Source organism: Lentzea sp. DG1S-22 (genome assembly GCF_036321065.1).
GTDB lineage: Bacteria > Actinomycetota > Actinomycetes > Mycobacteriales > Pseudonocardiaceae > Lentzea > Lentzea jiangxiensis.
This window is the reverse complement of the sequence record NZ_CP143276.1, coordinates 811359-831484: the sequence shown is the minus strand read 5'-3', so window position 1 is coordinate 831484 and position 20126 is coordinate 811359. Positions and strand designations below refer to the sequence as shown.

Here is a 20126-nt window from a genome sequence, read left to right as displayed (position 1 = left end):
GGTCACGGACCCGCGTCGCCGTCCGGCCGCCTGAACCCCTCCCTCAGCACGCGGCGGAACGTCGGGCACTCCAGGTGCGACGGCGCCGGGCAGGCCGCGGCGTGCCTCAGGTCGTCGCGCATGGAGGTGAGCCTGCGGATGGTCGCGTCCAGCTCGTCCGCCTTGGCCGCGAGCATCGCGCGGTTCGGGGACGGACGGCCGTCGGGCGAGAACATCAGCGTGATCTCGTCGAGGGAGAACCCCGCCGAGCGGCAGATGGCGATCAGCGCCAGCTGTTCCAGCACGGCCGACGAGAACACGCGGGCCAGGCCGCGGCGGCCCAGGGACGCGATCAGGCCTCGTTCCTCGTAGTAGCGCAGGGTCGAGGCGGGCACGCCGGAGCGGCGGACGACCTCACCGATGCCGATTTCCGCGAAGTCCACGACACTTGACCTCAAGCCGACTTGAAGTAGGACGGTGTGAGCATGACATCTGAGGTCAACAGCGAGCAGGCGGCCTGGTGGAACGCGGCGGGCCGGGGCTGGGCGAACGCGCAGGACGTCGTGGAGATGGTGCTGCGGCCGTTCCAGGACGTGCTGGTGCGGCACGCTCTGGAGCGGCCGCGCGTCAAGGTCCTCGACGTCGGGTGCGGCACGGGCGGCGTCACCAGGGCGGTCACCGAGGCCACCGGGGCGGACTGCCTGGGCGTCGACATCTCCTCGACGATGCTCGCCGCGGCACGGGAGCACGGCGTGGCGCGGTTCGTCGAGGCCGACGCGCAGGTGCACGCGTTCGGCGAGAGCTTCGACCTGGTCCTCAGCAGGTTCGGGGTCATGTTCTTCGCCGATCCGGAGGCGGCCTTCCGCAACCTGCTCGACGCCACCACGCCGGGCGGTGAGCTCAGCCTGGTCGTCTGGCGCACGGCGGAGGAGAACCCGTTCATGACCACCGCGTCGAAGGCCGCGGCGGAGCTGGTGCCCGACGCGCCCGCGCCGGACCCGGACGGGCCGGGGCCGTTCTCGCTCGCGGACGCCGGCAGGACCCGCGAGATCCTCGAACGGGCCGGGTGGGGCGAGGTCGGTCTCAGCCCGGTGGACCGGACCTGCACGATGCCCGAGAAGCTGCTGGGCACGTACCTGGGCAACCTCGGCCCGATCGCCCGCGCGCTGCGGGAGGCGCCGGAGGAGGACCGGGCCGGGATCCTCGCCGGCGTGCGGAGCGCGTTCGACGGGTTCGTGCACGACGACGAGGTGCGGATCCCGGGCGCGTGCTGGCACGTCACGGCGTCAGCTCCACTCTGACTGGCGCTGCCAGGTCAGGAGGTTGTCGAGGACCTCGCCGGACCAGCCGCGCGGGTCCAGCTCGGCGTGCGAGGCGTAGCGGCCGCGGTAGAACAGCAGCGGCCGCGCCTCGCGCACCGGACCCAGCTCGACGACCGAGCCGATGACGACGTGGTGGTCACCCTCGTCGTGCACGGCCGTCACGCGGCAGTCCACCCACGTCAGGGCGCCGTCGAGCACCGGGGCCCCGGTGGGCGACGGCGTCCAGGAGATGCCGGCGAACTTGTCCGCGCCCGCCCTGCCGAACACCGTCGAGACCTCGCGCTGGTCCTCGGCCAGCACGTTCACGCAGAACGAGCCGGCCGGCGCCATCGCGGCCCAGCTGCGCGAGGTCCGCTGCGGGCAGAACAGCACCAGCGGCGGGTCGAGCGACAGGGCGGCGAACGCCTGGCAGGCGAACCCGACCGGTCCGTCCGGGGACGTGCCGGTCACCACGGCCACCCCCGTGCAGAAGTGGCCGAGGACGGAGCGGTAGCGGGCCGCTACTTCCGGACCCCCACGCTGAAGTCGTGTCCCCACAGGCTCACCGCCGTGCTTTCCCGTGCGATCCAGTCCTCATCGGACACCTGCCGTCCCTCGCAACCGAACTCGACGTCGAACCCGCCGGGTGTCTTCATGTAGAACGACAGCATCAGGTCGTTCACGTGCCGGCCCAGGGTCGCCGACAGGGGCACCTTGCGGCGCAGCGCGCGGTCGAGCGTCAGGCCCACGTCGTCGGTGTTCTCGACCTCGACCATGAGGTGCACGATCCCGCTCGGAGTCGGCATCGGCAGGAACGCGAGGCTGTGGTGGCGCGGGTTGCAGCCGAAGAACCTCAGCCACGCGGGCGGGCCGTCCTCGGGCCTGCCGACGAGCTGCGGCGGCAGGCGCATCGAGTCGCGCAGCCGGAAGCCCAGCACGTCGCGGTAGAAGTGCAGAGCGGCCTCGTCGTCCGAAGTGGACAGCACGACGTGCCCGAGCCCCTGCTCCCCCGTCACGAACCGGTGCCCGTACGGCGAGACGACCCGCCGGTGCTCCAGCGCGGCGCCGTGGAAGACCTCCAGCGTGTTGCCCGACGGGTCGTCGAACCGGATCAGTCCGTTCACCCGCCGTTCCGCCAGGTCCTCCGCCATGCCCTCGACGTAGGTGACCCCGGCCGAGGCCAGGCGCTTCGCCACGTCCTCCAGCTCGGCCTCGGTGGCGGCCTCCCAGCCGGACACCTGCAGGCGGTCCCGCGAGCCGGGCACGACCACCAGCCGCGCCGGGAAGTCGTCCATGCGCAGGTGCAGTGCGCCCTCCGCCGAACCCTTGCCCTCGACCATGCCGAGGACCTTCAGGCCGAACTCGCGCCACCGGGCCATGTCGGTCGTCTCGATCCTCAGGTAGCCCAGTGAACGGATGCCCATCACGCCTCCCCGAGGAAGTCGAGCGCCAGCCTGTTGAACTCGTCGAACTTCTCGAGCTGCGCCCAGTGCCCGCAGCCGCCGAACACGTGCAGCCGGGCGCGCGGGATCAGCTTCAGCGCCACCAGCGCGCCGTCCAGGGGGTTGACCCGGTCCTCACGGCCCCACACCAGCAACACCCGCTGACGCAGCCTGTACGCCTCGCGCCAGAGCATGCCCTGCTCGAAGTCCGCGCCGGAGAACGACCTGCCGAGCGCGGCCATGGCCCGCAACGACTCCGGGTTCGACGCGGCCTCGAACCGCTCGTCGACCAGCTCGTCGGTGATCAGCGACTGGTCGAAGACCATGATCCGCAGGAACTCCTCGATCTTCTCCCGCGTGGGTGTCCTGGCGAACGCGCCGAGCTTGCGCACCCCCTCGGTCGGGTCCGGTGAGAAGACGTTCAACGACAGCCCGCCCGGCCCCATCAGCACGAGCCGCCCGGCGCGCTTGCCGTTGTCCAGCGCGAACCGGACCGCGGTGCCGCCGCCCAGCGAGTTGCCGAGGAGGTGGGCCCGCTCGACCTCCAGCGAGTCCAGCAGGTCCTTCAACGCCTTGGCGGCGAAGGAGAAGTACTGGTCGTGCTCGGCGGGCTTGTCCGACTGGCCGTAGCCCGGCAGGTCGACCGCCAGCACCCGGAACGACTTCGCGAACACCGGGATGTTCGCGCGGAAGTTCGACATCGCCGACGCACCGGGCCCGCCGCCGTGCAGCAGGACCAGCGTCTCGGCGTTGTCCGCACCCGCCTCGTGGTAGTGCAACCGCACGCTCATCGACGCCCTCTCAGAACAACCCGTCGCGGACCTGGATGCCGAGCTCGTTCTTGCCGTACAGCACCAGCACGCGCTCCGGGTCGTTGGCCGCGTGCACGCGTGCGGCGTGCGCGTCGCGCCAGAACCGGGGCAGCGGCAGCCCCGCGTTGATCGCCTTGCCGCCCGCGCTCTCGAAGAGCCGGTCGATCGCGGAGATCGCCCGCGCGCTGCCCAGCACCTGGTCCCGCCGCGCCCGCAGGCGCAGCTCGACCGGGATCTTCGTGCCGGCGACGGCGTGCTCCCACTCCTCGGTGATGTCCTTCTCCAGCTGCCACCACGCGGTGTCGATGTCGGCGGCCGCCGTGGCGATGCGCACCTGCGCGAACGGGTCGTCCACCGACTTCTCGCCCAGGTAGGCGGCCCGGACGCGTTCGCGGGTCGCGGTGACGTGCAGCTCGTACGCGCCGGTCGCCATGCCGATCATCGGCGCGGTGATCGCGTACGGGTGGATCGTCCCGTACGGCATGCGGAACAGCGGGCCGGGGTTGACCTCCTGGCCGGGGCAGCTGCACCGCGCGGTGTGCACCATGCTCAGCGCCCGGTGCTCCGGCACGAAGACGTCCTCCACCACGATGTCGTTGCTGCCCGTGCCGCGCAGGCCGACCGCGTCCCACACGTCGTTGATCAGGTAGTCGGAGATCGGCAGCAGGAACGTCCGGAAGTCGACCGGTTTGCCCTCGTCGTTCATCACCAGACCGCCGAGCAGCACCCACGTGGCGTGGTCGCAGCCTGACGAGAAGCTCCACTTGCCGCTGAACCGGAACCCTCCCTCGACCGGCGTCGCCCGGCCCGTCGGCGCGTAGGACGACGAGATCCGGGTGTCCTGGTCCTCGCCGAACACCTCGTCCTGCGCCTTCACGTCGAACAGCCCGACGTGCCACGGGTGCACGCCCAGCACGGACGCGACCCAGCCCGTCGACCCGCAGGCGCTGCCGATCAGCCGGACGGCGGTGTAGAAGTCCAGCGGGTGCGACTCGAAGCCGCCGTACCGGGCGGGCTGCAGCATCCGGAAGAACCCGGTCTCCTGCAACGCCTTCACCGACTCCGGCGGCACCCTGCGCAGCTCCTCCGCCTCCGCCGCGCGTTCCCTCAGGGAGGGCAGCAGCTCCCGCACCTTGCCGAGGATCTCCTCGCTCATCGGACGTTCTCCCTGCTCAGCTCCAGTGCGATGTCGATCAGCTGGTCCTCCTGCCCGCCGACGAGCTTGCGCTCGCCCGCGCGCACGAGGATCTGCGCGCCGGACACGCCGTAGCGCTCGGCCTGCGTGTACGCGTGCTTGAGGAAGCTGGAGTAGACGCCCGCATAACCCATCATCAGCGCCATCCGGTCGAGCAGGCACTCCTCGGGCATGACGGGCCGCACGACGTCCTCGGCCGCGTCCACGATCTTGAAGAAGTCGACGCCGGTGGTGAAACCCAGCTTGTCGCAGACGCCGACGAACGCCTCCAGCGGCGTGTTCCCCGCGCCCGCACCGAACCCGCGTACGCTGCCGTCGATCTGCCTCGCGCCCGCCCGTGCCGCGGCCACGGAGTTCGCGACGCTCAGCCCCAGGTTCTCGTGCCCGTGGAAGCCGACCTGGGCGTCGTCCCCCAGTTCCGCGACCAGCGCCTCGACGCGCTCGGAAACCTGTTCCAGGACGAGGGCTCCGGCCGAGTCGACCACGTAGACGCACTGGCACCCGGCGTCGGCCATGATGCGCGCCTGCTTCGCCAGGGCCTCCGGTGGCCGCGAGTGCGCCATCATCAGGAAGCCGACGGTCTCCAGACCGCGGTCGCGGGCCAGCTGGAAGTGCTGCACGGACACGTCGGCCTCGGTGCAGTGCGTGGCGATCCGGACGATCGAGGCGCCGTTGTCCTGCGACACCAGGATGTCGTCCTTCACCCCGACCCCGGGCAGCATCAGCACGGCGATCCTGGCCCGCGTGGCCGTCTCGGCCGCGACCTTGATGAGCTCCTGCTCCGGCGTGCGGCTGAAGCCGTAGTTGAACGACGACCCGCCCAGCCCGTCGCCGTGCGCCACCTCGACGACCGGCACGCCGGCACCGTCGAGCGCCGCCACGATCGAGCGCACGTCGCCGGCCGTGAACTGGTGCCGCTTGTGGTGCGAGCCGTCACGCAGTGACGTGTCGGTCAACCTGAGCTGCACGGGCGATCTCCTCCCCCACCCTCGTCGCGGCGGCGGTCATGATGTCGAGGTTCCCCGCGTACTCCGGCAGGAAGTCGCCCGCGCCCGCGACCTCCACGAAGATCGCGACGCGGCCGGGGTCGTACTGCGGTTCGCGCAGCAGCCGGAATCCCGGGACGTACGACCGGATGTCGGTTTCCATCCGGGCGATCGAGTCGGTGATCGGATCGGGGTCGGCGTTCTCCGGTATCGCGCAGAAGATCGTGTCGCGCATGATCATCGGCGGGTCGGCCGGGTTCAGGACGATGATCGCCTTGCCCTTCGCGGCACCGCCGATCGCCTCGATGCCGCGGCTGGTCGTGCGGGTGAACTCGTCGATGTTGGCCCGTGTCCCCGGTCCCGCCGACACCGACGCCACGCTCGCGACGATCTCCGCGTACGACACCGGGACCACCCGCGAGACCGCGTGCACCATCGGGATCGTGGCCTGGCCACCGCACGTGATCAGGTTGATGTTCGGCGCGTCCCGGTGCTCGCCGAGGTTCACCGGCGGGACGACGTACGGGCCGACCGCGGCCGGGGTCAGGTCGATCGCCCGGACGCCCGCCTCGGCGTAGCGCGGGGCGTTGGCCCGGTGCACCGCCGCGGAGGTCGCCTCGAACACGACGTCCGGCAGCTCGTCCTGGCGCAGCAACCAGTCCGCGCCGTCGACCGAGACCTCGAGCCCGAGGTCCGCCGCGCGCCGGAGCCCTTCGCTGGCCGGGTCGACGCCCACCATCCAGCGGGGTTCCAGCACGGACGAGCGCCGGAGCTTGTAGAGCAGGTCGGTGCCGATGTTGCCGGAGCCGACGATGGCCGCCTTCACCCAGTCACCTCATTCGAATTTCAGGTCAACGGAGCCGAGTCCGGCGAACTCGGCGTGGAACTCGTCACCGGGTCTCGCGTCGACGGCCCGCGTGCACGAGCCGGGCAGCACGATGTCGCCCGCGAGCAGCCGGACGCCGAAGCTCGCGACCTTCGCGGCGAGCCACGCCACCGCGATCGCCGGGTCGCCCAGCACGGCGTCACCCCGTCCTTCGGCGACGACCTCGCCGTTGCGCCGCAGGGTGGCCACGACCGCGTCGATGTCCACTTCGGAGGGACGAACGCGTCCGGAGCCGAGCACGAACCCGGCCGAGGAAGCGTTGTCGGCGATGGTGTCCTGCAACCCGATCCGCCAGTTCTCGATCCGGCTGTCGATCAGCTCGATGGCCGGGGCGACGAACTCCGTGGCCTCCAGGACGTCCTCGACCGTGCACCCCTCACCGGGCAGGTCGCGGGCCAGCAGGAACGCGATCTCCACCTCGACGCGCGGGTACAGGTACGCCGACGCGTCCGCGGTGCCGGCGAGCTGCATGTCGTCGAGCAGGTGGCCGTAGTCCGGTTCGTCCACGCCCATCATCTGCTGCATCGCGAGCGACGAGAGCCCGACCTTGTGGCCGATGACGTCCCGGTTGCGGTGGCGTACGTTGAGCAGCTGGATCTCGTACGCGTCGACCACGTCGATGTCCGGGTACAGCTCGACCAGCGGCTTGATCGGCACGCGGTCGCGTTCCGCGGCCCGCAGCAGCTCGGCGGCCGCCTCCCGGTTCTGGCTCGTCAGCACCTGACCTCCTTCACGACGTGGTGCCCGGCGCGGCGGCCCGAGAAGACGCAGTCGGCCAGCGCGAGACCGCTGACGTAGGACTCCGAGCAGACACCCACCGCGGACCGCCCGGCCGCGTACAGGCCGGGCACGCCCCGCACCTGACCGGTGTCCTCGTCCACGACGAGCCCGCCGAGCGTGAGCATCGGGCACGGGTAGCCGAACCCCGCGCGCACCGAGACGTTGATCAGCGAGTAGGGCGGCGTCCCGAACGGTTCGGGCGTCGCGATGCCCGCCTTCGCCGCGACCTCCTCGATCGTCGGCGCCGTGACCAGGCCGCGGCGGAGCAGGTGGCGGACCTGCCAGCGCTGGAACGGCGCGGTCTGGGTCTTCACCTGGGCGCGGGCGACCCGGAGGATCTCGTCGTCGACCAGCAGCCAGGCCCTGCCACCGCGTTCGACGATCTCGGTCCCGTTGGCCGCGCCGTACCGGGTCGCGTCACCGAACCGCTGCCCGGCCGGGTCGACGAAGACGCCGCGCTGCAACGCGCTGGGCGGCGTGACGAACCGCCACACCGAGATCCTGTCCATCCGCGCGGTCCTCCCCCGGCCGCGACACCGAGCCGGATCCCGCTGCCGTCGTCGCCGGGCGTGCCCAGGGCGAGTCCGCCGCGGTACGCCGGAGCGTGCTCGTGCACCAGGGCGCGGTTCGCGATGAAGCCGCCGGCCGCGATGACCACGCCCTGCCCGGCGTGGACCACCAGCGGCCGGCTGAACCTTTCGAGCCGCGCTGCCAGCCCGAACAGCCTCCTGCCCAACGGCGGGTGGTAGAGCCACGGCTTGGCGCCCGCCCTGGACAGAGCCCGGTGCAGGACGCGCGGCAGTCCGGTCAGCGTCCGGCACCGCACGCCCGTGACCCGGCCGTCCTCGACCACCAGGTCGACGGCCCGCGTCTGCGGCATGATCCGCGCGCCCGCGCGCCGGGTCGCCTCGGCCAGCCGGGCGAAGAGGACCTTGCCCGAGGTGCCCTTCGCCCTGGTCCGGTGCCCGCGCGGCGCCGGGTCGGGCCAGGCGTCCTCGCTGCCGGACAGGTACAGGTAGTAGTCGTCTGTCGGGTACGACGTCTTGAACGGCGACACGCGCGCGTCGAACGGGACGCCCTGGTCCTCCAGCCACGCCAGCGACTTGGCGCTGTCCTCGCAGAACCGCCGCAGGGTCTGCGGCGACACCGCGTCCCGGACCTCGTGCCGCAGGTACGCGACCATCGCGTCCACCGAGTCGCCGATCCCGGCCTCGACCTGCTGCCGCGTGCCGCCACCCGCGTAGACGACCCCGCCGGACAACGCGGTCGCGCCCCCTCCGGCGAACCGGTCCAGCACCACCACCGACGCACCGGCCGTCGCGGCCTCGATCGCGGCACACGCACCCGCCGCACCGAACCCGACGACGACCACGTCAGCGGTGACCTCCACGCAACCCTCCTGGAACAGGTTCTTGCCAGAAACAGGTTCTTGGTGAGTCGGCTTGCCTGGAACTCCTACACCATAGCGCCAAACCGCCTCAGAACTATAACCTGTTCTAGTCCTGGCCTCGGGGAGGTGCGATGTACGACGTGATCGTCGTCGGCAGCGGCGCGGCGGGCATGACAGCCGCGCTCTGCACCGCTCGGCACGGCTTGCGGACCCTGGTCGTCGAGAAGGCCGGGCACTACGGCGGGTCCACCGCGCGGTCCGGCGGCGGCATCTGGGTGCCGAACAACGCCGTGGTCGCTACCGGCGGCATCGCCGACTCGCCGGAGCGGGCCGCCACCTACCTGGCGCACATCGCTCCCGAGGTCCCGGCCGAACTGCGGCAGGCGTTCCTGGACGCCGGCCCGGCGATGCTCGCCTTCGTCCAGGACCACACGCCGCTGAGGTTCCGCTGGGTGCGCGACTACGCCGACTACTACCCCGAGGCGCCCGGCGGGCAGCCGCGCGGCCGCTCCGTGGAACCGCTGCCGTTCAACGTGAAGCTGCTCGGCGAGGAGGTCCGGGACCTCGAACCGCCGTACGTGCCGACCCCGGCGGGCATCGTGATCACCCAGACCGACTACCGCTGGCTGACCTTGATCGGCCGCCACCCGCGCGGCGTCCTCACCGCCGCCAAGGTGTTCGGCCGCCGGTTCCTGCCCGGCCGCCGCCTCACGATGGGCCAGGCGCTGGTCGCGGGACTGCGCGCCGGGCTGAAGGCGCTCGGCGTCGAGGTCCGCCTCAACACCGCGATGACCGACCTGCACCACGAGAACGGCCGGGTGGCGGGGGTTCTGACCGGCGACCGGCTGGTCCTGGCCGAGCACGTGGTGCTGGCCTGCGGCGGGTTCGAGCACAACGAGCAGATGCGCAAGCGGCACCAGAACACCGGTACCGAGTGGACGGTCGGCGCGAAGGCCAACACCGGCGACGGCATCGAGGCCGGCCAACGGGCCGGTGCCGCGGTCGGGCTGATGGACGAGGCCTGGTGGGGGCCGTCGGTCCCGTTGCCGCGCGGCCCGTTCTTCCTCCTCGCCGAGCGCTCCCTGCCCGGCTGCGTGCTCGTCGACGGGGCCGGGCGCCGGTTCGTGAACGAGGCGGCGCCCTACATCGACGTGGTGAACGCGATGACCGGCGACACCTGGCTCGTCTTCGACCACACCTACCGCGGCCGCTACCCGTTCTGCGGCATCCCGCCCCGCCGCCCACTTCCCCGGCGCTGGAAGGACTCCGTGCTGACGGCTCCCAGCCTGGAGGAGCTCGCCCGGCAGGCCGGACTCCCGGAGCTGACGGAGGCCGTGCGGCGCTTCAACGCGATGGCGGTGGACGGCCGGGACACCGACTTCCGCCGCGGCGACAGCGCGTACGACCGCTACTACGGCGATCCCCGGAACAAGCCGAACCCCAACCTGGCACCGCTGACCACCGGCCCGTTCCACGCGGTCAGGATCGTCCCCGGTGACCTCGGCACCAAGGGTGGCCTGCGCACCGACGCGCGGGCGCGGGTGCTGCGCGAGGACGGTTCGGTGATCGACGGCCTGTACGCGGCGGGCAACACGAGCGCCTCGGTCATGGGCCACACGTACGCGGGCGCGGGCGCCACCCTCGGACCGGCGATGACGTTCGGGTACCTCGCCGGCCTCGACATCTCTGGAGGAGAGCGATGACGCAGGACAGCGTGCGGACGATCGACGCGGGCACGCCGCCGGCACGGTTCGCGCGCGGCTGGCACTGCCTCGGGCTCGCGAACAGCTTCCGCGACGGCGAACCCCACGCCGTGGAGGCGTTCGGCACCAAGCTGGTGGTGTTCGCGACCGGGGACGGCAAGATCAACGTGCTCGACGGGTACTGCCGGCACATGGGCGGCGACCTCACCCAGGGCACCATCAAGGGCGGCACCATCGCCTGCCCGTTCCACGACTGGCGCTGGGCGGGCAACGGCAGGTGCGTCGACATCCCCTACGCCAAGAGGGTTCCGCTGCGGGCGCGCACCCGGTCGTGGATCACGCTCGAGGAGAACAAGCAGCTCTTCGTGTGGAACGACCCGCAGGGCAACCCGCCGCCGGAGCACGTGACGATCCCGCGCATCGACGCCGCGTTCAGCGACGAGTGGAGCAACTGGACGTGGGACTCGGTGGTGATCGACGGCGCGAACTGCCGCGAGATCATCGACAACGTCGTCGACATGGCCCACTTCTTCTACATCCACTTCGCGTTCCCGACGTACTTCAAGAACGTGATGGAGGGCCACGTCGCCTCGCAGTACCTGACGACGCGCGGCCGTCCGGACGTGGCGATGGGCTCGAACTACACCGGCGACGTCGAGGTGCGGTCGGAGGCCGCCTACCACGGGCCGTCCTACATGATCGACTACCTGTGGAACGACTACAAGGGCCTCGAGATCGAGACGGTGCTGATCAACTGCCACTACCCGATCTCGCCGACGTCGTTCAAGCTCCAGTGGGGCGCGATCGTGAAGAAGCTGCCGGGTGTGGACGACGAGCACGCCGACAGGATCGCGGCCAAGTTCGCGCGCGGCATCGGCGTCGGGTTCCTGCAGGACGTCGAGATCTGGCAGAACAAGACCCGCGTCGACAACCCGCTGCTGTGCGAGGAGGACGGGCCGGTCTACCAGCTCCGGCGCTGGTACGAGCAGTTCTACGTCGACGTCGAGGACGTCACCGACGACATGGTGCGGCGCTTCGAGTTCGAGGTCGACACGAGCCGCGCGATCGAGGTGTGGGAGAAGGAGGTCGCGGAGAACCTCGCCAGGCAGCAGCCCCAGGAGCAGGCCACGTGAGCGAGCGCGACGAGTTCCTCGCCGGAGGCATGGTCCCCGTGGGCTGCGACTGCGGGAACCGGGTGCTGGTCAAGAAGAACAGCCACCGGCACACGAGCGTGCAGTGGCTGTCCGACACCCGCGACTGCCCCGAGCTGTGCGGCGCGCGGGCCGCGCTGGTGCCGACGTGCCTGCGGCTGCGCGACAGCATCGAGAAGGCCGTGCGCGACGGGACGCTGGAGGTCGCCGATGGCTGAGGTGCACAGGCTCCGGGTCGACGCCGTGATCGAGGAGACCGCCGACGCGCGCTCGTTCGTGCTGTCCGGCGCGTCGTTCGACGTGAAGCCGGGGCAGTTCCTGACGGTGCGGGCGGGTGACGTGGCGCGCTGCTACTCGCTGTCCAGCGCGCCCGGTGAGCCGTTGAAGATCACGGTGAAGCGGACGCCGGACGGGTGCGGCTCGGCGTGGATGTGCTCGTCGTTGAGGGCGGGCATGGAGCTCGACGTGCTGGCGCCAGCCGGAGTGTTCACGCCGTCGTCGCTGGACTCCTCGCTGCTGGCGTTCGCCGCGGGCAGCGGGATCACGCCGGTGATGTCGATCATCCGGGCCGTGCTGGCCGGGGGCTCGGGACGGGTGTTCCTGTGCTACGCCAACCGGGACGAGGCTTCGGTGATCTTCGCGCGCGAGCTCTCCGGGCTGGCCCGGTCCCACCCGGACCGGCTGACCGTCGTGCACTGGCTGGAGTCGGTGCAGGGGCTGCCTTCCGCGGCCGGGCTCCGCGCGTTCGTCCGGTCGTGCGACGAGGCGTTCGTGTGCGGTCCGGGGCCGTTCATGGAGGTCGCCCGCAAGGCGCTGCACGACGTCCCGATCGTCCACGTCGAGAAGTTCGTGTCGCTGTCGAGCGATCCGTTCGCCGAGGTGGTGCCGGTGGCCGGCGACCGGCCGGACGCGGTGGTCGAGGTCTCCCTCGACGGCGAGGAGCACCGGCTGGCGTGGCCCGCGCGGACGAAGCTGCTCGACCTGTTGCTGGAGAGGGGGATCGACGCGCCCTACTCGTGCCGGGAGGGCGCGTGCAGCGCGTGCGCGTGCCGGCTGGTCGAGGGCGAGGTGAAGATGCTCAACAACGACGTGCTCGACTCCGAGGACGTCGCCGAGGGCATCGTGCTGGCGTGCCAGGCGGTTCCGGTCACCGACACCGTGAAGATCACCTACGAGTGAGAGGCGCCTGATGCCGATCGATCCCGCCGTCGCGATCGGGGCGGAACTGCCCGAGGTCGAGTTCGCCTGGACGCACTCGGACGTGCTGCTCTACCACCTGGCCCTGGGCGCCGCGGAACTCCGCTACGTCTACGAGGAAGGCCTGCGGGTGCTGCCGACGTTCGGCGTGGTCGCACCCCGGTTCCACGAGACGGCGCCACCGGTCGTGTCGTTCCCCGGAGTCGACATCGACCTCGCGCGGGTGCTGCACGGAACGCAGGAGATCACCGTGCACACGCCTCTGCCCGCCTCCGGTGAGGCGGTCTTGCGGACGCGGATCGCGGACGTGTGGGACAAGGGGAAGGCCGCGGTCATCGTCCAGGAGGCCACGGCCGTGACCCCGGACGGGACGGCGCTGTTCACGACGCGGTCGAGCATCTTCACCCGGGGTGAGGGCGGGTTCGGCGGCGACCGCGGGCCGTCGGGAAAGGTGGAGCCGCCCTCCCGCGAGCCCGACTTCGTGATCGAGACCCCGACCCTGCCGCAGCAGGCCTACCTCTACCGGCTCTGCGGTGACCGCAACCCGCTGCACGCCGATCCCGCCTTCGCGCGGCGCGCGGGGTTCGACCGGCCGATCCTGCACGGCCTGTGCACCTACGGCGTGGTGTGCCGGGCGGTGGTCGACGCGGTGCTCGACGGGCCGGAGCGGGTGTCGACGTTCGGGGCGAAGTTCGCCGGAGTGGTCTTCCCCGGCGAGACGCTGACGACGCGGGTGTGGCGGGACGGTCCACGGCTCGTGCTGACCACCTCGGCCGGGGACCGTCCCGTTCTCGCGGACGCGGTGCTAACCCCGGCCGAGGACTAGGCCGCTCGTCGGGACGCCGGTGCCGGCGGTGACGAGGACGTGGTCCACGTTCGGAACCTGGTTCACCGCGGTGCCCCTGATCTGGCGAACACCCTCGGCGATGCCGTTCATGCCGTGCAGGTAGGCCTCGCCGAGCTGGCCGCCGTGCGGGTTGAGCGGCAGGCTCCCGTCCAGTTCGAGCGCGCCCGTCCTGACGAAGTCCGCGGCCTCGCCCCTGCCGCAGAAACCCAGTTCTTCGAGCTGCACCAGCACGAACGGCGTGAAGTGGTCGTAGAGCACGGCGACGTCCACATCGGACGGACCGATGCCGGACCTCTCCCACAGGCCCCGTGCGACGACGCCCATCTCGGGCAGCCCGGTCAGGTCGTCGCGGTAGTAGCTCGTCATCGTGAACTGGCCGGGGCCGCTGCCCTGGGTGGCGGCCCTGACGTGCGCGGGCTTGTTCGGCAGGTCCCCCGCCCGGTCGGCCGAGGTCACCACGAGCGCGACGCCGCCGTCGCTCTCCTGGCAGCAGTCGAGGAGCCGGAGCGGCTCGGCGATCCAGCGCGACGACTGGTGCTCCTCCAGGGTGATCGGCCGGTTGCGGAACCACGCGTGCGGGTTCGTGGCGGCGTGTTTGCGGTCGATCACCGCGATCCTGCCGAAGTCCTCGCTCGTGGCGCCGTACTCGTGCATGTACCGGCGGGCGAACATGGCGACCATCGCGGCCGGCGTGCCGAGGCCCATCGGGTACGACCAGCTGTTGTCGACGTTCGCGGCGGCCGCGGTCTGCACCTGCCCGAACCGGTGCCCGGAGCGTTCGTTGAACGCCCGGTAGCAGACGACGACCTTCGCGGCACCGGTCTCGACGGCCATCGCGGCCTGCTGGACGGTCGCGCACGCCGCCCCGCCGCCGTAGTGGACGCGGCTGAAGAACGTCAGCTCCGGGATGCCCAGCTCGCGCGCGACCGCGATCTCGGCGTTGGTGTCCATGGTGAAGCTGCCCAGTCCGTCTACATCGGACGGTTCGAGGCCGGCGTCCTCCAGCGCTGCTCTCACGGCCTCGGCGGCGAGCTGCAGTTCGCTGCGGCCGGAGTACTTGGAGAAGTCGGTCGCGCCGATCCCGGCGATCGCGGCGTTCACGCGGGCACCTCGATCCTCACGGTGCCGGTGACGTGGTCGCCGTGGGCGGTCCGGCCGATGACCTCGATGGTCAGCTCTTGCTGCTCACGCCCGACGACCTGGCCGAAGAACTTCAGGGTGTCGTAGGCGAAGCAGGGCGCGCCGAGCCTGATGTCCACCCGGCGCACGAGCGCGTGCGGGCCGGCCCAGTCCGTCACGTACCGCTGCACGAGGCCGGTGGTGGTCAGGATGTTGATGAAGATGTCCTTCGAACCGCGCCGGACCGCGAGGTCGCGGTCGTGGTGGACGTCCTGGAAGTCGCGCGTCGCCAGCGCGGTGCTGATCACGAACGTCGGCGTGGCCTCGACGTGCCACTCGGGCAGGGGATCACCGATCCGCACGGGGCCTCCAGCTCGGCATCGTCAGCTCGTCGTCGACCTTCGTGAACACGACCTCGACCCGCTGCCCGATGCTCGGCTCGCCGTCGAGCTCGCCCAGCATCCGCACACCCTCGTCCAGCTCCACGAGGGCGATGACGAACGGCGTCTGCTTGCCGGGCACCTGCGGGTGGTGGTGCACGACGTAGCTGTAGACAACGCCGCAGCCGTCCGAGACGAGGTAAGTCGGCTTGGTGGCGCCGCACTCCGGGCACATCGGGCCCGGCGGGTGGCGCAGGAGGCCGCAGCCGCCGCAGCGCTGGACGCGCAGTTCGCCCCGCCGTGCGCCCTCCCAGAAGTACTCGGTGTCGCGGTTGACGGTCGGTCTGATCGCCTGCGCCCCCGGCTCCTGCCTCCGCGGTTCGGGCTTTCGCGCGGGCTTGAACTTCAGCACCCGGAAGCGCATCTCCGCGACGGCCTCGTCGCCGACCCACCACGTGCTCCGCGTCGTGACGAACCACCCCTCGCCGAGCCCGGTCCTCTTCGGCCCGGTCACGTCCTCCAGGCTCGTCGTCACCGACAGCTGCTCGCCCACCCTGAGGTACCGGTGGTAGGTCTGGTCGCTGTTGGTCGCGACCACGGACGTGTACCCGGCCTCGTCCAGGATGGCCATCATCTGCCCGAGCGGGTCGTCCGCCGACCGCTGGCCGTGCAGGCCGGCCATCGTCCACACCTGGACCATCGCGGGCGGCGCGACCTCGGTGTAGCCGGGGTGCTCGTCGCCGAGTGCCTCGAGCCAGTTGCGGATCATCGGCAGGTTGACCGGGTCGCGTGCCAGGCGCGGTGCGCTCTCGCCCTGCTCGGCGACGCGTGCGGCTTCCTTCTCGATGTCGATCATCGCACCACCCGTGGCAGACCCAGTCCGATGTTCGCGATCAGCTCGCGCTGGATCTCCTGCACTCCCCCGCCGAAGGTCAGCACGAGGTTGCGCCGGGCCTGCACGTCGAGCCACCGCACCAGCTCCGCGTCGGCGCCGTGGCGTCCGACGAGCTCCTCCAGCAGCCTGCCGACGCGCTGGGTGCGGTCGGCGGCGAACACCTTGGTGGCGCTGGCGTCCGCGACCTCCAGCTCACCGCTCGCGACCTGCCAGTTGAGCAGCTCGTTCACCCTGACCACGGCCCGGGCCTCGGCCAGCGCCCGCCGCACGTCCGGCTCGTCGAGCAGCCCGCGCTCGCGGGCCCAGCCTCGGACGCGTTCGACCAGTGCGCCGAGACGGCCGGACGGGCCGAGCATCACGCGCTCGTGGTTGAGCTGCGTGGTGATGAGCCGCCAGCCGCTGTTCTCCTCGCCGACCCTGCGGTTCTCAGGCACCCGGACGTCGTTGTAGTAGGTGGCGTTGACGTGGTGCGCGCCGTCGCACGTGATGATCGGCGTCCACGAGTAACCGGGGTCCTTCGTGTCGACGATCAGGATCGTGATGCCCTTGTGCCGCGAGTCCGGCGCTCCGGTGCGGCAGGCCAGCCAGACGTAGTCCGCGTCGTGGCCACCGGTCGTGAACGTCTTCTGGCCGTTGACGACGTAATGGTCACCGTCCCGAACAGCCCTGGTGCGCAACGAAGCCAGGTCGGTGCCGGCGTCCGGCTCGGTGTAGCCGATGGCGAAGTGCAGGTCGCCGCTCAGGATCTTCGGCAGGAAGAAGTCCTTCTGCTCCTGCGTTCCGTACGACTGCAGCGTCGGGCCGACGGTCTGCAGCGTCACGTACGGCAGCGGGACGTCGGCGCGCGCGGCCTCGTTGACGAAGATCTGCTGCTCGACCGGGCCGAAGCCGAGGCCGCCGTACTCGCGCGGCCAGCCGACGCCGAGCCGTCCGTCGCGGCCGAGCCTGCGCACCAGCGCGCGGTAGGTCTCGCCGTGCCGCTCGGTCAGCATCACCTCGCGGTCGGCGGCGGTCATGACGCCCGCGAAGTACTCGCGCAGCTCGTCGCGGAGCTCGCGCTGGTCGTCGGTGAGGTCAATGAACATCGATGGCCCCCAAGCGGTGCTCCACCCCGCCGACGAACCGCGTCAGCTCCTTGGCCATGCCGTAGTAGCGGTGCAGCGGGTAGGTGATGTCGAGCCCGAGCCCGCCGTGCAGGTGGTGGCAGGTGTGCACGGCCGGGAGCGCCTCGGCCGCGAGCCAGTAGGCCGCGGTGCCGAGGTCGGCGTCGTCGAGGCTCCAGCAGGCGGTCACCGCGGCCAGGTGCAGTGTGCGGGAAGCGATGTGGACGTCGGCGACCAGGCAGGCGGCGGTCTGGAACGCCGCCAGCGGCTTGCCGAACTGGTGCCGGGTGCCGACGTGCCGGACGGTGAGGTCGAGGGCTCCGGCCAGCACTCCGTCGGCCACCGCGCAAGCCCCGGCCAGGGCGAACCGGCGGATCCCCTCCTCGGCGCCTTCCAGCAGCTCGCCCCGCGCGCCTTCGAAGCGCACCATGTCGTCCGATGTGGACACTCCAGGTTGCGCCGGGTCGACGATGAACACGCCGCTGCCGGTGCTCACCAGGATCCGCCGCGCGTCGGCGGCGTGCGGCACGTTGATCTTCACACCGAAGATGCCGTCCGGTCCCGCCGTGGTCAGCGGCGCTGCTGGCAGGGGCCTCGACGGCTCGCTCAACGCCGCCGTGAACACCCCGTGCTGTTCCGTCACCAACGGCAGCAAGGCGTCCTGCTGCTCGGCCGTCCCGTACCGCGCGATCGGCAGCACCCCGAGCGCGAGCGTGGCCAGCGCCGGGACGTCCACCGCCCGCCTGCCGACCTCGGTGAGCAGCACGGCCGTCTCCAGCACGCCGAGCCCGTCACCGCCGAGCCGTTCCGGAACGGCCAGGGCCAGCAGCCCCGCCTCCCCCAGCGCCTTCCAGGGGGTGTCGCTCTCCCTGCCCAGCACGTCGGCCGCCAGGGCGGCGATCTCGCGCTGGGTCTCGTCGAGCTCGAAGTCCATCTAGGGCTCCCTCGGTAAGCCGAGAATCCGCTCTCCCGCCAGGTTCATCAGCACCTGCGTCGTCCCGCCCGCGATGCTCAGGCACCGCGACAGCAGGAACTCGTGGATCTCGCCGCCGTCCACGGCACCGTCCGGGCCGAGCAGCTCGACGGCGAACTCCGCGACGTCCTGCCGTTGCCGCACACCGACGAGCTTGCGGACGCTCGACTCCGCGCCCGGCTCCTGCCCGCTCAGCACCCGCAGGCTCGCGCGCAGGTCGAGCACCGAGACGGCGAGTCCCTGCGCCACCAAGGCCCCCAGCCGCTCCGCGTGGTCCGCGGCGGCCGGTGACCTCAGCACGTTCTCCAACGGCTCGCCGAGCGACGACCCCATCGCGACGCGCTCGTCGGCCAGAGTCGTGCGGGCCAGCCGCCAGCCGTCGCCCACCTCGCCGACCACGCAGTCGTGCGGCACGAACACGTCGTCCAGGAACACCTCGTTGAACCGCGCTTCCCCGGTGATCTCCCGCAACGGCCGCACTTCGACGCCGTCGGACCGCATGTCGACCAGGAAGTACGTGATGCCCTTGTGCTTGGGGACGCCGGAGTCCGTGCGGGCCAGGCAGATCGCCCAGTCGGCCTCGTGCGCGAGCGAAGTCCACACCTTCTGCCCGGTGAGCCTCCAGCCGCCGTCGACCTCCACCGCCCTGGTGCGCAACGACGCGAGGTCCGAGCCCGCCTCGGGTTCGCTGAACAGCTGGCACCAGGTCAGCTCGCCGCGCAACGTTGGCCGCACGAACCGTTCCTGCTGCTCGGGCGTGCCGTGGCGGAGGATCGTCGGCCCCGCCCAGCCGCCGATGACCAGGTCCGGCCTGCGCACCCCGGCGCGGGCGAACTCGGCGTCGAGAACCATCTGCCGCGCGGGACCGGCGTCCCGCCCGAACGGCTTCGGCCAGTGCGGCACCAGGTACCCGCTGTCCGCCAGGCGTTCCCGCTGGGCGGCCGGGTCGAGCCCGGCGATCTCCCGCGCGAACGCCGCCACGTCCGGATCGGAGTCGAGCCGGACCGACAGCGAACGCCGCGCGCCGGCCAGGACCAGTTCCGCGACGCGCCGGCGCCACCGCGCGACACCGCCCGCGAGTTGCTGCAACGCGAGCGCCCGTCGCAGGTACCGGTGCGCGTCGTGCTCCCAGGTGAACCCGATGCCGCCCAGCACCTGGATGCAGTCCTTGGCGTTGCGCACGGCCGCGTCGAACGCCACCGCCCCGGCGACGGCGGCCGCCAGCGGGTGCTCGTCCTCCCCGAAGGAACGCGCCGCGTCCCACGCGACCGAGGACGCCTGTTCCGCGCGGCACAGCATCTCGACGCACAGGTGCTTGACGGCCTGGAACGACCCGATGGCACGCCCGAACTGCCGGCGCTGTTTCGCGTGCTCCACAGCGGTGTTCAGGCACCACGCGGCGACCCCGCTCGCCTCGGCGGCCATGAGCGTGATCGCGAGGTCGGCCGGGTCCGCTGTCTCCTCACCGGACCCCGTGACCACCACCCGAGCGAGCGAACGTGAGTGGTCCACGGCTTCGAGGGGCGTGATCTCGGCCTGGGCGGCCGGCACGAGGAGCCACCTGTCCGTTCTGAGCAACAGGTGCGTCGCTTCGGCCGCACCGACCACGTGCCGGGAGGTGAAGCCGAACCCGGCGACGCCCTCGAAGTCCGGGAACAGCACCGACACCAGCGCAGTCGGCAGCAGGGGCCCCGGCACGAGGGTCTCGGCCGCCCGCTCCAGCACCACCGCGAGATCGGCGACCGTGCCGCCCTCCCGCGTGATCTCGAAGAACCCGACCCGAACCAGATCGGCCCACTCGCCCTTGGCGGCGTCCACGCTGTCGCGCAACGCTCGCTGGTCCCCGGTCGTGGCGATCGGCATGCGGCCTCCTCCAGTACGTGAAGAAGTTTATAGAACGTGTTCTATTTCGGGCAACAGATCATGGCCGCGAAACCGATCGAGTACGATGAGCGCGCCGCTGCAACACGTTCCAGGAGGATCATCT

At 71.4% G+C, this 20126-nt stretch carries 20 protein-coding genes and 1 pseudogene; 6 read left to right on the top strand and 15 right to left on the bottom strand.

The window, feature by feature from the left end:
- Positions 1 to 2: 2 nt before the first annotated feature.
- Positions 3 to 422, bottom strand: a complete 420-nt coding sequence (locus tag V1227_RS03750; protein ID WP_329791046.1) for a helix-turn-helix domain-containing protein — start codon at positions 420 to 422, stop codon at positions 3 to 5.
- Positions 423 to 464: 42 nt separating this feature from the next.
- Between V1227_RS03750 and V1227_RS03745 the strand changes: the two genes are divergently transcribed.
- Positions 465 to 1280, top strand: a complete 816-nt coding sequence (locus V1227_RS03745; RefSeq protein ID WP_329791045.1) for a class I SAM-dependent methyltransferase — start codon at positions 465 to 467, stop codon at positions 1278 to 1280.
- Here the strand turns inward: V1227_RS03745 and hsaB are convergent.
- From hsaB to V1227_RS03705, 8 genes and pseudogenes are all read right to left on the bottom strand, one after another.
- A complete protein-coding gene (gene hsaB / locus V1227_RS03740; protein WP_329791044.1) occupies positions 1266 to 1838 on the bottom strand; it encodes a 3-hydroxy-9,10-secoandrosta-1,3,5(10)-triene-9,17-dione monooxygenase reductase subunit in 573 nt (190 codons plus the stop codon). The two genes, V1227_RS03745 and hsaB, sit on opposite strands and share 15 nt — an antisense overlap.
- Positions 1802 to 2704: an iron-dependent extradiol dioxygenase HsaC gene (gene hsaC, locus V1227_RS03735; protein ID WP_329791043.1), complete on the bottom strand. Its 903-nt coding sequence runs from the start codon at positions 2702 to 2704 to the stop codon at positions 1802 to 1804. The genes hsaB and hsaC overlap by 37 nt, the downstream gene beginning before the upstream one ends.
- Positions 2704 to 3513 (bottom strand): 4,5:9,10-diseco-3-hydroxy-5,9,17-trioxoandrosta-1(10),2-diene-4-oate hydrolase, encoded by an 810-nt coding sequence (hsaD, locus tag V1227_RS03730; protein ID WP_329791042.1) that lies wholly within the window; start codon positions 3511 to 3513, stop codon positions 2704 to 2706. The genes hsaC and hsaD overlap by 1 nt, the downstream gene beginning before the upstream one ends.
- Before the next feature lie 10 nt (positions 3514 to 3523).
- A complete protein-coding gene (gene hsaA / locus V1227_RS03725; protein ID WP_329791041.1) occupies positions 3524 to 4690 on the bottom strand; it encodes a 3-hydroxy-9,10-secoandrosta-1,3,5(10)-triene-9,17-dione monooxygenase oxygenase subunit in 1167 nt (388 codons plus the stop codon).
- Positions 4687 to 5697: a 4-hydroxy-2-oxovalerate aldolase gene (gene dmpG / locus V1227_RS03720; RefSeq protein WP_329791040.1), complete on the bottom strand. Its 1011-nt coding sequence runs from the start codon at positions 5695 to 5697 to the stop codon at positions 4687 to 4689. Before dmpG ends, hsaA begins: the two co-directional genes overlap by 4 nt.
- The gene (locus V1227_RS03715; protein ID WP_329791039.1) at positions 5663 to 6541 is read right to left on the bottom strand and encodes an acetaldehyde dehydrogenase (acetylating); all 879 of its coding nucleotides are present in this window, start codon (positions 6539 to 6541) and stop codon (positions 5663 to 5665) included. Before V1227_RS03715 ends, dmpG begins: the two co-directional genes overlap by 35 nt.
- Before the next feature lie 9 nt (positions 6542 to 6550).
- Positions 6551 to 7321, bottom strand: coding sequence for a 2-keto-4-pentenoate hydratase (locus V1227_RS03710; RefSeq protein WP_329791038.1), 771 nt, complete (start codon positions 7319 to 7321; stop codon positions 6551 to 6553).
- A pseudogene (locus V1227_RS03705) lies at positions 7315 to 8771 on the bottom strand (FAD-binding protein). The gene V1227_RS03710 and the pseudogene V1227_RS03705 overlap by 7 nt, the downstream one beginning before the upstream one ends.
- A 131-nt stretch (positions 8772 to 8902) precedes the next feature.
- Between V1227_RS03705 and V1227_RS03700 the strand changes: the two are divergent.
- The 5 genes from V1227_RS03700 to V1227_RS03680 are packed head-to-tail and all read left to right on the top strand — an operon-like array spanning position 8903 to position 13648.
- On the top strand, positions 8903 to 10474 hold the full coding sequence (locus tag V1227_RS03700) for an FAD-dependent oxidoreductase (RefSeq protein ID WP_329791037.1): 1572 nt from the start codon (positions 8903 to 8905) through the stop codon (positions 10472 to 10474).
- Complete coding sequence (locus tag V1227_RS03695; protein ID WP_329791036.1) at positions 10471 to 11607, top strand: Rieske 2Fe-2S domain-containing protein; 1137 nt, start codon at positions 10471 to 10473, stop codon at positions 11605 to 11607. Before V1227_RS03700 ends, V1227_RS03695 begins: the two co-directional genes overlap by 4 nt.
- Positions 11608 to 11636: 29 nt before the next feature.
- Entirely contained in the window at positions 11637 to 11843 is a 207-nt protein-coding gene (locus V1227_RS03690) for a hypothetical protein (RefSeq protein ID WP_329793954.1), read from the top strand.
- Positions 11836 to 12804 carry a ferredoxin--NADP reductase gene (locus tag V1227_RS03685; protein ID WP_329791035.1) on the top strand — a complete coding sequence of 323 codons (969 nt, stop codon included), beginning with the start codon at positions 11836 to 11838 and terminating at the stop codon, positions 12802 to 12804. The genes V1227_RS03690 and V1227_RS03685 overlap by 8 nt, the downstream gene beginning before the upstream one ends.
- Positions 12805 to 12814: 10 nt before the next feature.
- The gene (locus V1227_RS03680; RefSeq protein ID WP_329791034.1) at positions 12815 to 13648 is read left to right on the top strand and encodes a MaoC/PaaZ C-terminal domain-containing protein; all 834 of its coding nucleotides are present in this window, start codon (positions 12815 to 12817) and stop codon (positions 13646 to 13648) included.
- Here the strand turns inward: V1227_RS03680 and V1227_RS03675 are convergent.
- The 6 genes from V1227_RS03675 to V1227_RS03650 are packed head-to-tail and all read right to left on the bottom strand — an operon-like array spanning position 13628 to position 20002.
- On the bottom strand, positions 13628 to 14770 hold the full coding sequence (locus V1227_RS03675; RefSeq protein WP_329791032.1) for a lipid-transfer protein: 1143 nt from the start codon (positions 14768 to 14770) through the stop codon (positions 13628 to 13630). The genes V1227_RS03680 and V1227_RS03675 overlap by 21 nt on opposite strands.
- Entirely contained in the window at positions 14767 to 15150 is a 384-nt protein-coding gene (locus V1227_RS03670) for a MaoC family dehydratase (RefSeq protein WP_329791031.1), read from the bottom strand. Before V1227_RS03670 ends, V1227_RS03675 begins: the two co-directional genes overlap by 4 nt.
- A complete protein-coding gene (locus V1227_RS03665) occupies positions 15137 to 16021 on the bottom strand; it encodes a bifunctional MaoC family dehydratase N-terminal/OB-fold nucleic acid binding domain-containing protein (protein WP_329793953.1) in 885 nt (294 codons plus the stop codon). The genes V1227_RS03670 and V1227_RS03665 overlap by 14 nt, the downstream gene beginning before the upstream one ends.
- Positions 16021 to 17148 carry an acyl-CoA dehydrogenase family protein gene (locus tag V1227_RS03660; RefSeq protein ID WP_329791030.1) on the bottom strand — a complete coding sequence of 376 codons (1128 nt, stop codon included), beginning with the start codon at positions 17146 to 17148 and terminating at the stop codon, positions 16021 to 16023. Before V1227_RS03660 ends, V1227_RS03665 begins: the two co-directional genes overlap by 1 nt.
- The gene (locus V1227_RS03655) at positions 17138 to 18100 is read right to left on the bottom strand and encodes an acyl-CoA dehydrogenase family protein (protein ID WP_329791029.1); all 963 of its coding nucleotides are present in this window, start codon (positions 18098 to 18100) and stop codon (positions 17138 to 17140) included. The genes V1227_RS03660 and V1227_RS03655 overlap by 11 nt, the downstream gene beginning before the upstream one ends.
- The gene (locus tag V1227_RS03650; protein WP_329791028.1) at positions 18101 to 20002 is read right to left on the bottom strand and encodes an acyl-CoA dehydrogenase family protein; all 1902 of its coding nucleotides are present in this window, start codon (positions 20000 to 20002) and stop codon (positions 18101 to 18103) included.
- Between the last annotated feature and the right edge of the window lie 124 nt (positions 20003 to 20126).

Bases quoted from the DNA above. Each gene is read 5' to 3' on its own strand.
- V1227_RS03745 (WP_329791045.1), top strand. From the start codon at position 465: ATGACATCTGAGGTCAACAGCGAGCAGGCGGCCTGGTGGAACGCGGCG.
- hsaC (WP_329791043.1), bottom strand. From the start codon at position 2,704: ATGGGCATCCGTTCACTGGGCTACCTGAGGATCGAGACGACCGACATG.
- hsaD (WP_329791042.1), bottom strand. From the start codon at position 3,513: ATGAGCGTGCGGTTGCACTACCACGAGGCGGGTGCGGACAACGCCGAG.
- hsaA (WP_329791041.1), bottom strand. From the start codon at position 4,690: ATGAGCGAGGAGATCCTCGGCAAGGTGCGGGAGCTGCTGCCCTCCCTG.
- V1227_RS03700 (WP_329791037.1), top strand. From the start codon at position 8,903: ATGTACGACGTGATCGTCGTCGGCAGCGGCGCGGCGGGCATGACAGCC.
- V1227_RS03695 (WP_329791036.1), top strand. From the start codon at position 10,471: ATGACGCAGGACAGCGTGCGGACGATCGACGCGGGCACGCCGCCGGCA.
- V1227_RS03690 (WP_329793954.1), top strand. From the start codon at position 11,637: ATGGTCCCCGTGGGCTGCGACTGCGGGAACCGGGTGCTGGTCAAGAAG.
- V1227_RS03685 (WP_329791035.1), top strand. From the start codon at position 11,836: ATGGCTGAGGTGCACAGGCTCCGGGTCGACGCCGTGATCGAGGAGACC.
- V1227_RS03680 (WP_329791034.1), top strand. From the start codon at position 12,815: ATGCCGATCGATCCCGCCGTCGCGATCGGGGCGGAACTGCCCGAGGTC.
- V1227_RS03660 (WP_329791030.1), bottom strand. From the start codon at position 17,148: ATGTTCATTGACCTCACCGACGACCAGCGCGAGCTCCGCGACGAGCTG.
- V1227_RS03655 (WP_329791029.1), bottom strand. From the start codon at position 18,100: ATGGACTTCGAGCTCGACGAGACCCAGCGCGAGATCGCCGCCCTGGCG.
- V1227_RS03650 (WP_329791028.1), bottom strand. From the start codon at position 20,002: ATGCCGATCGCCACGACCGGGGACCAGCGAGCGTTGCGCGACAGCGTG.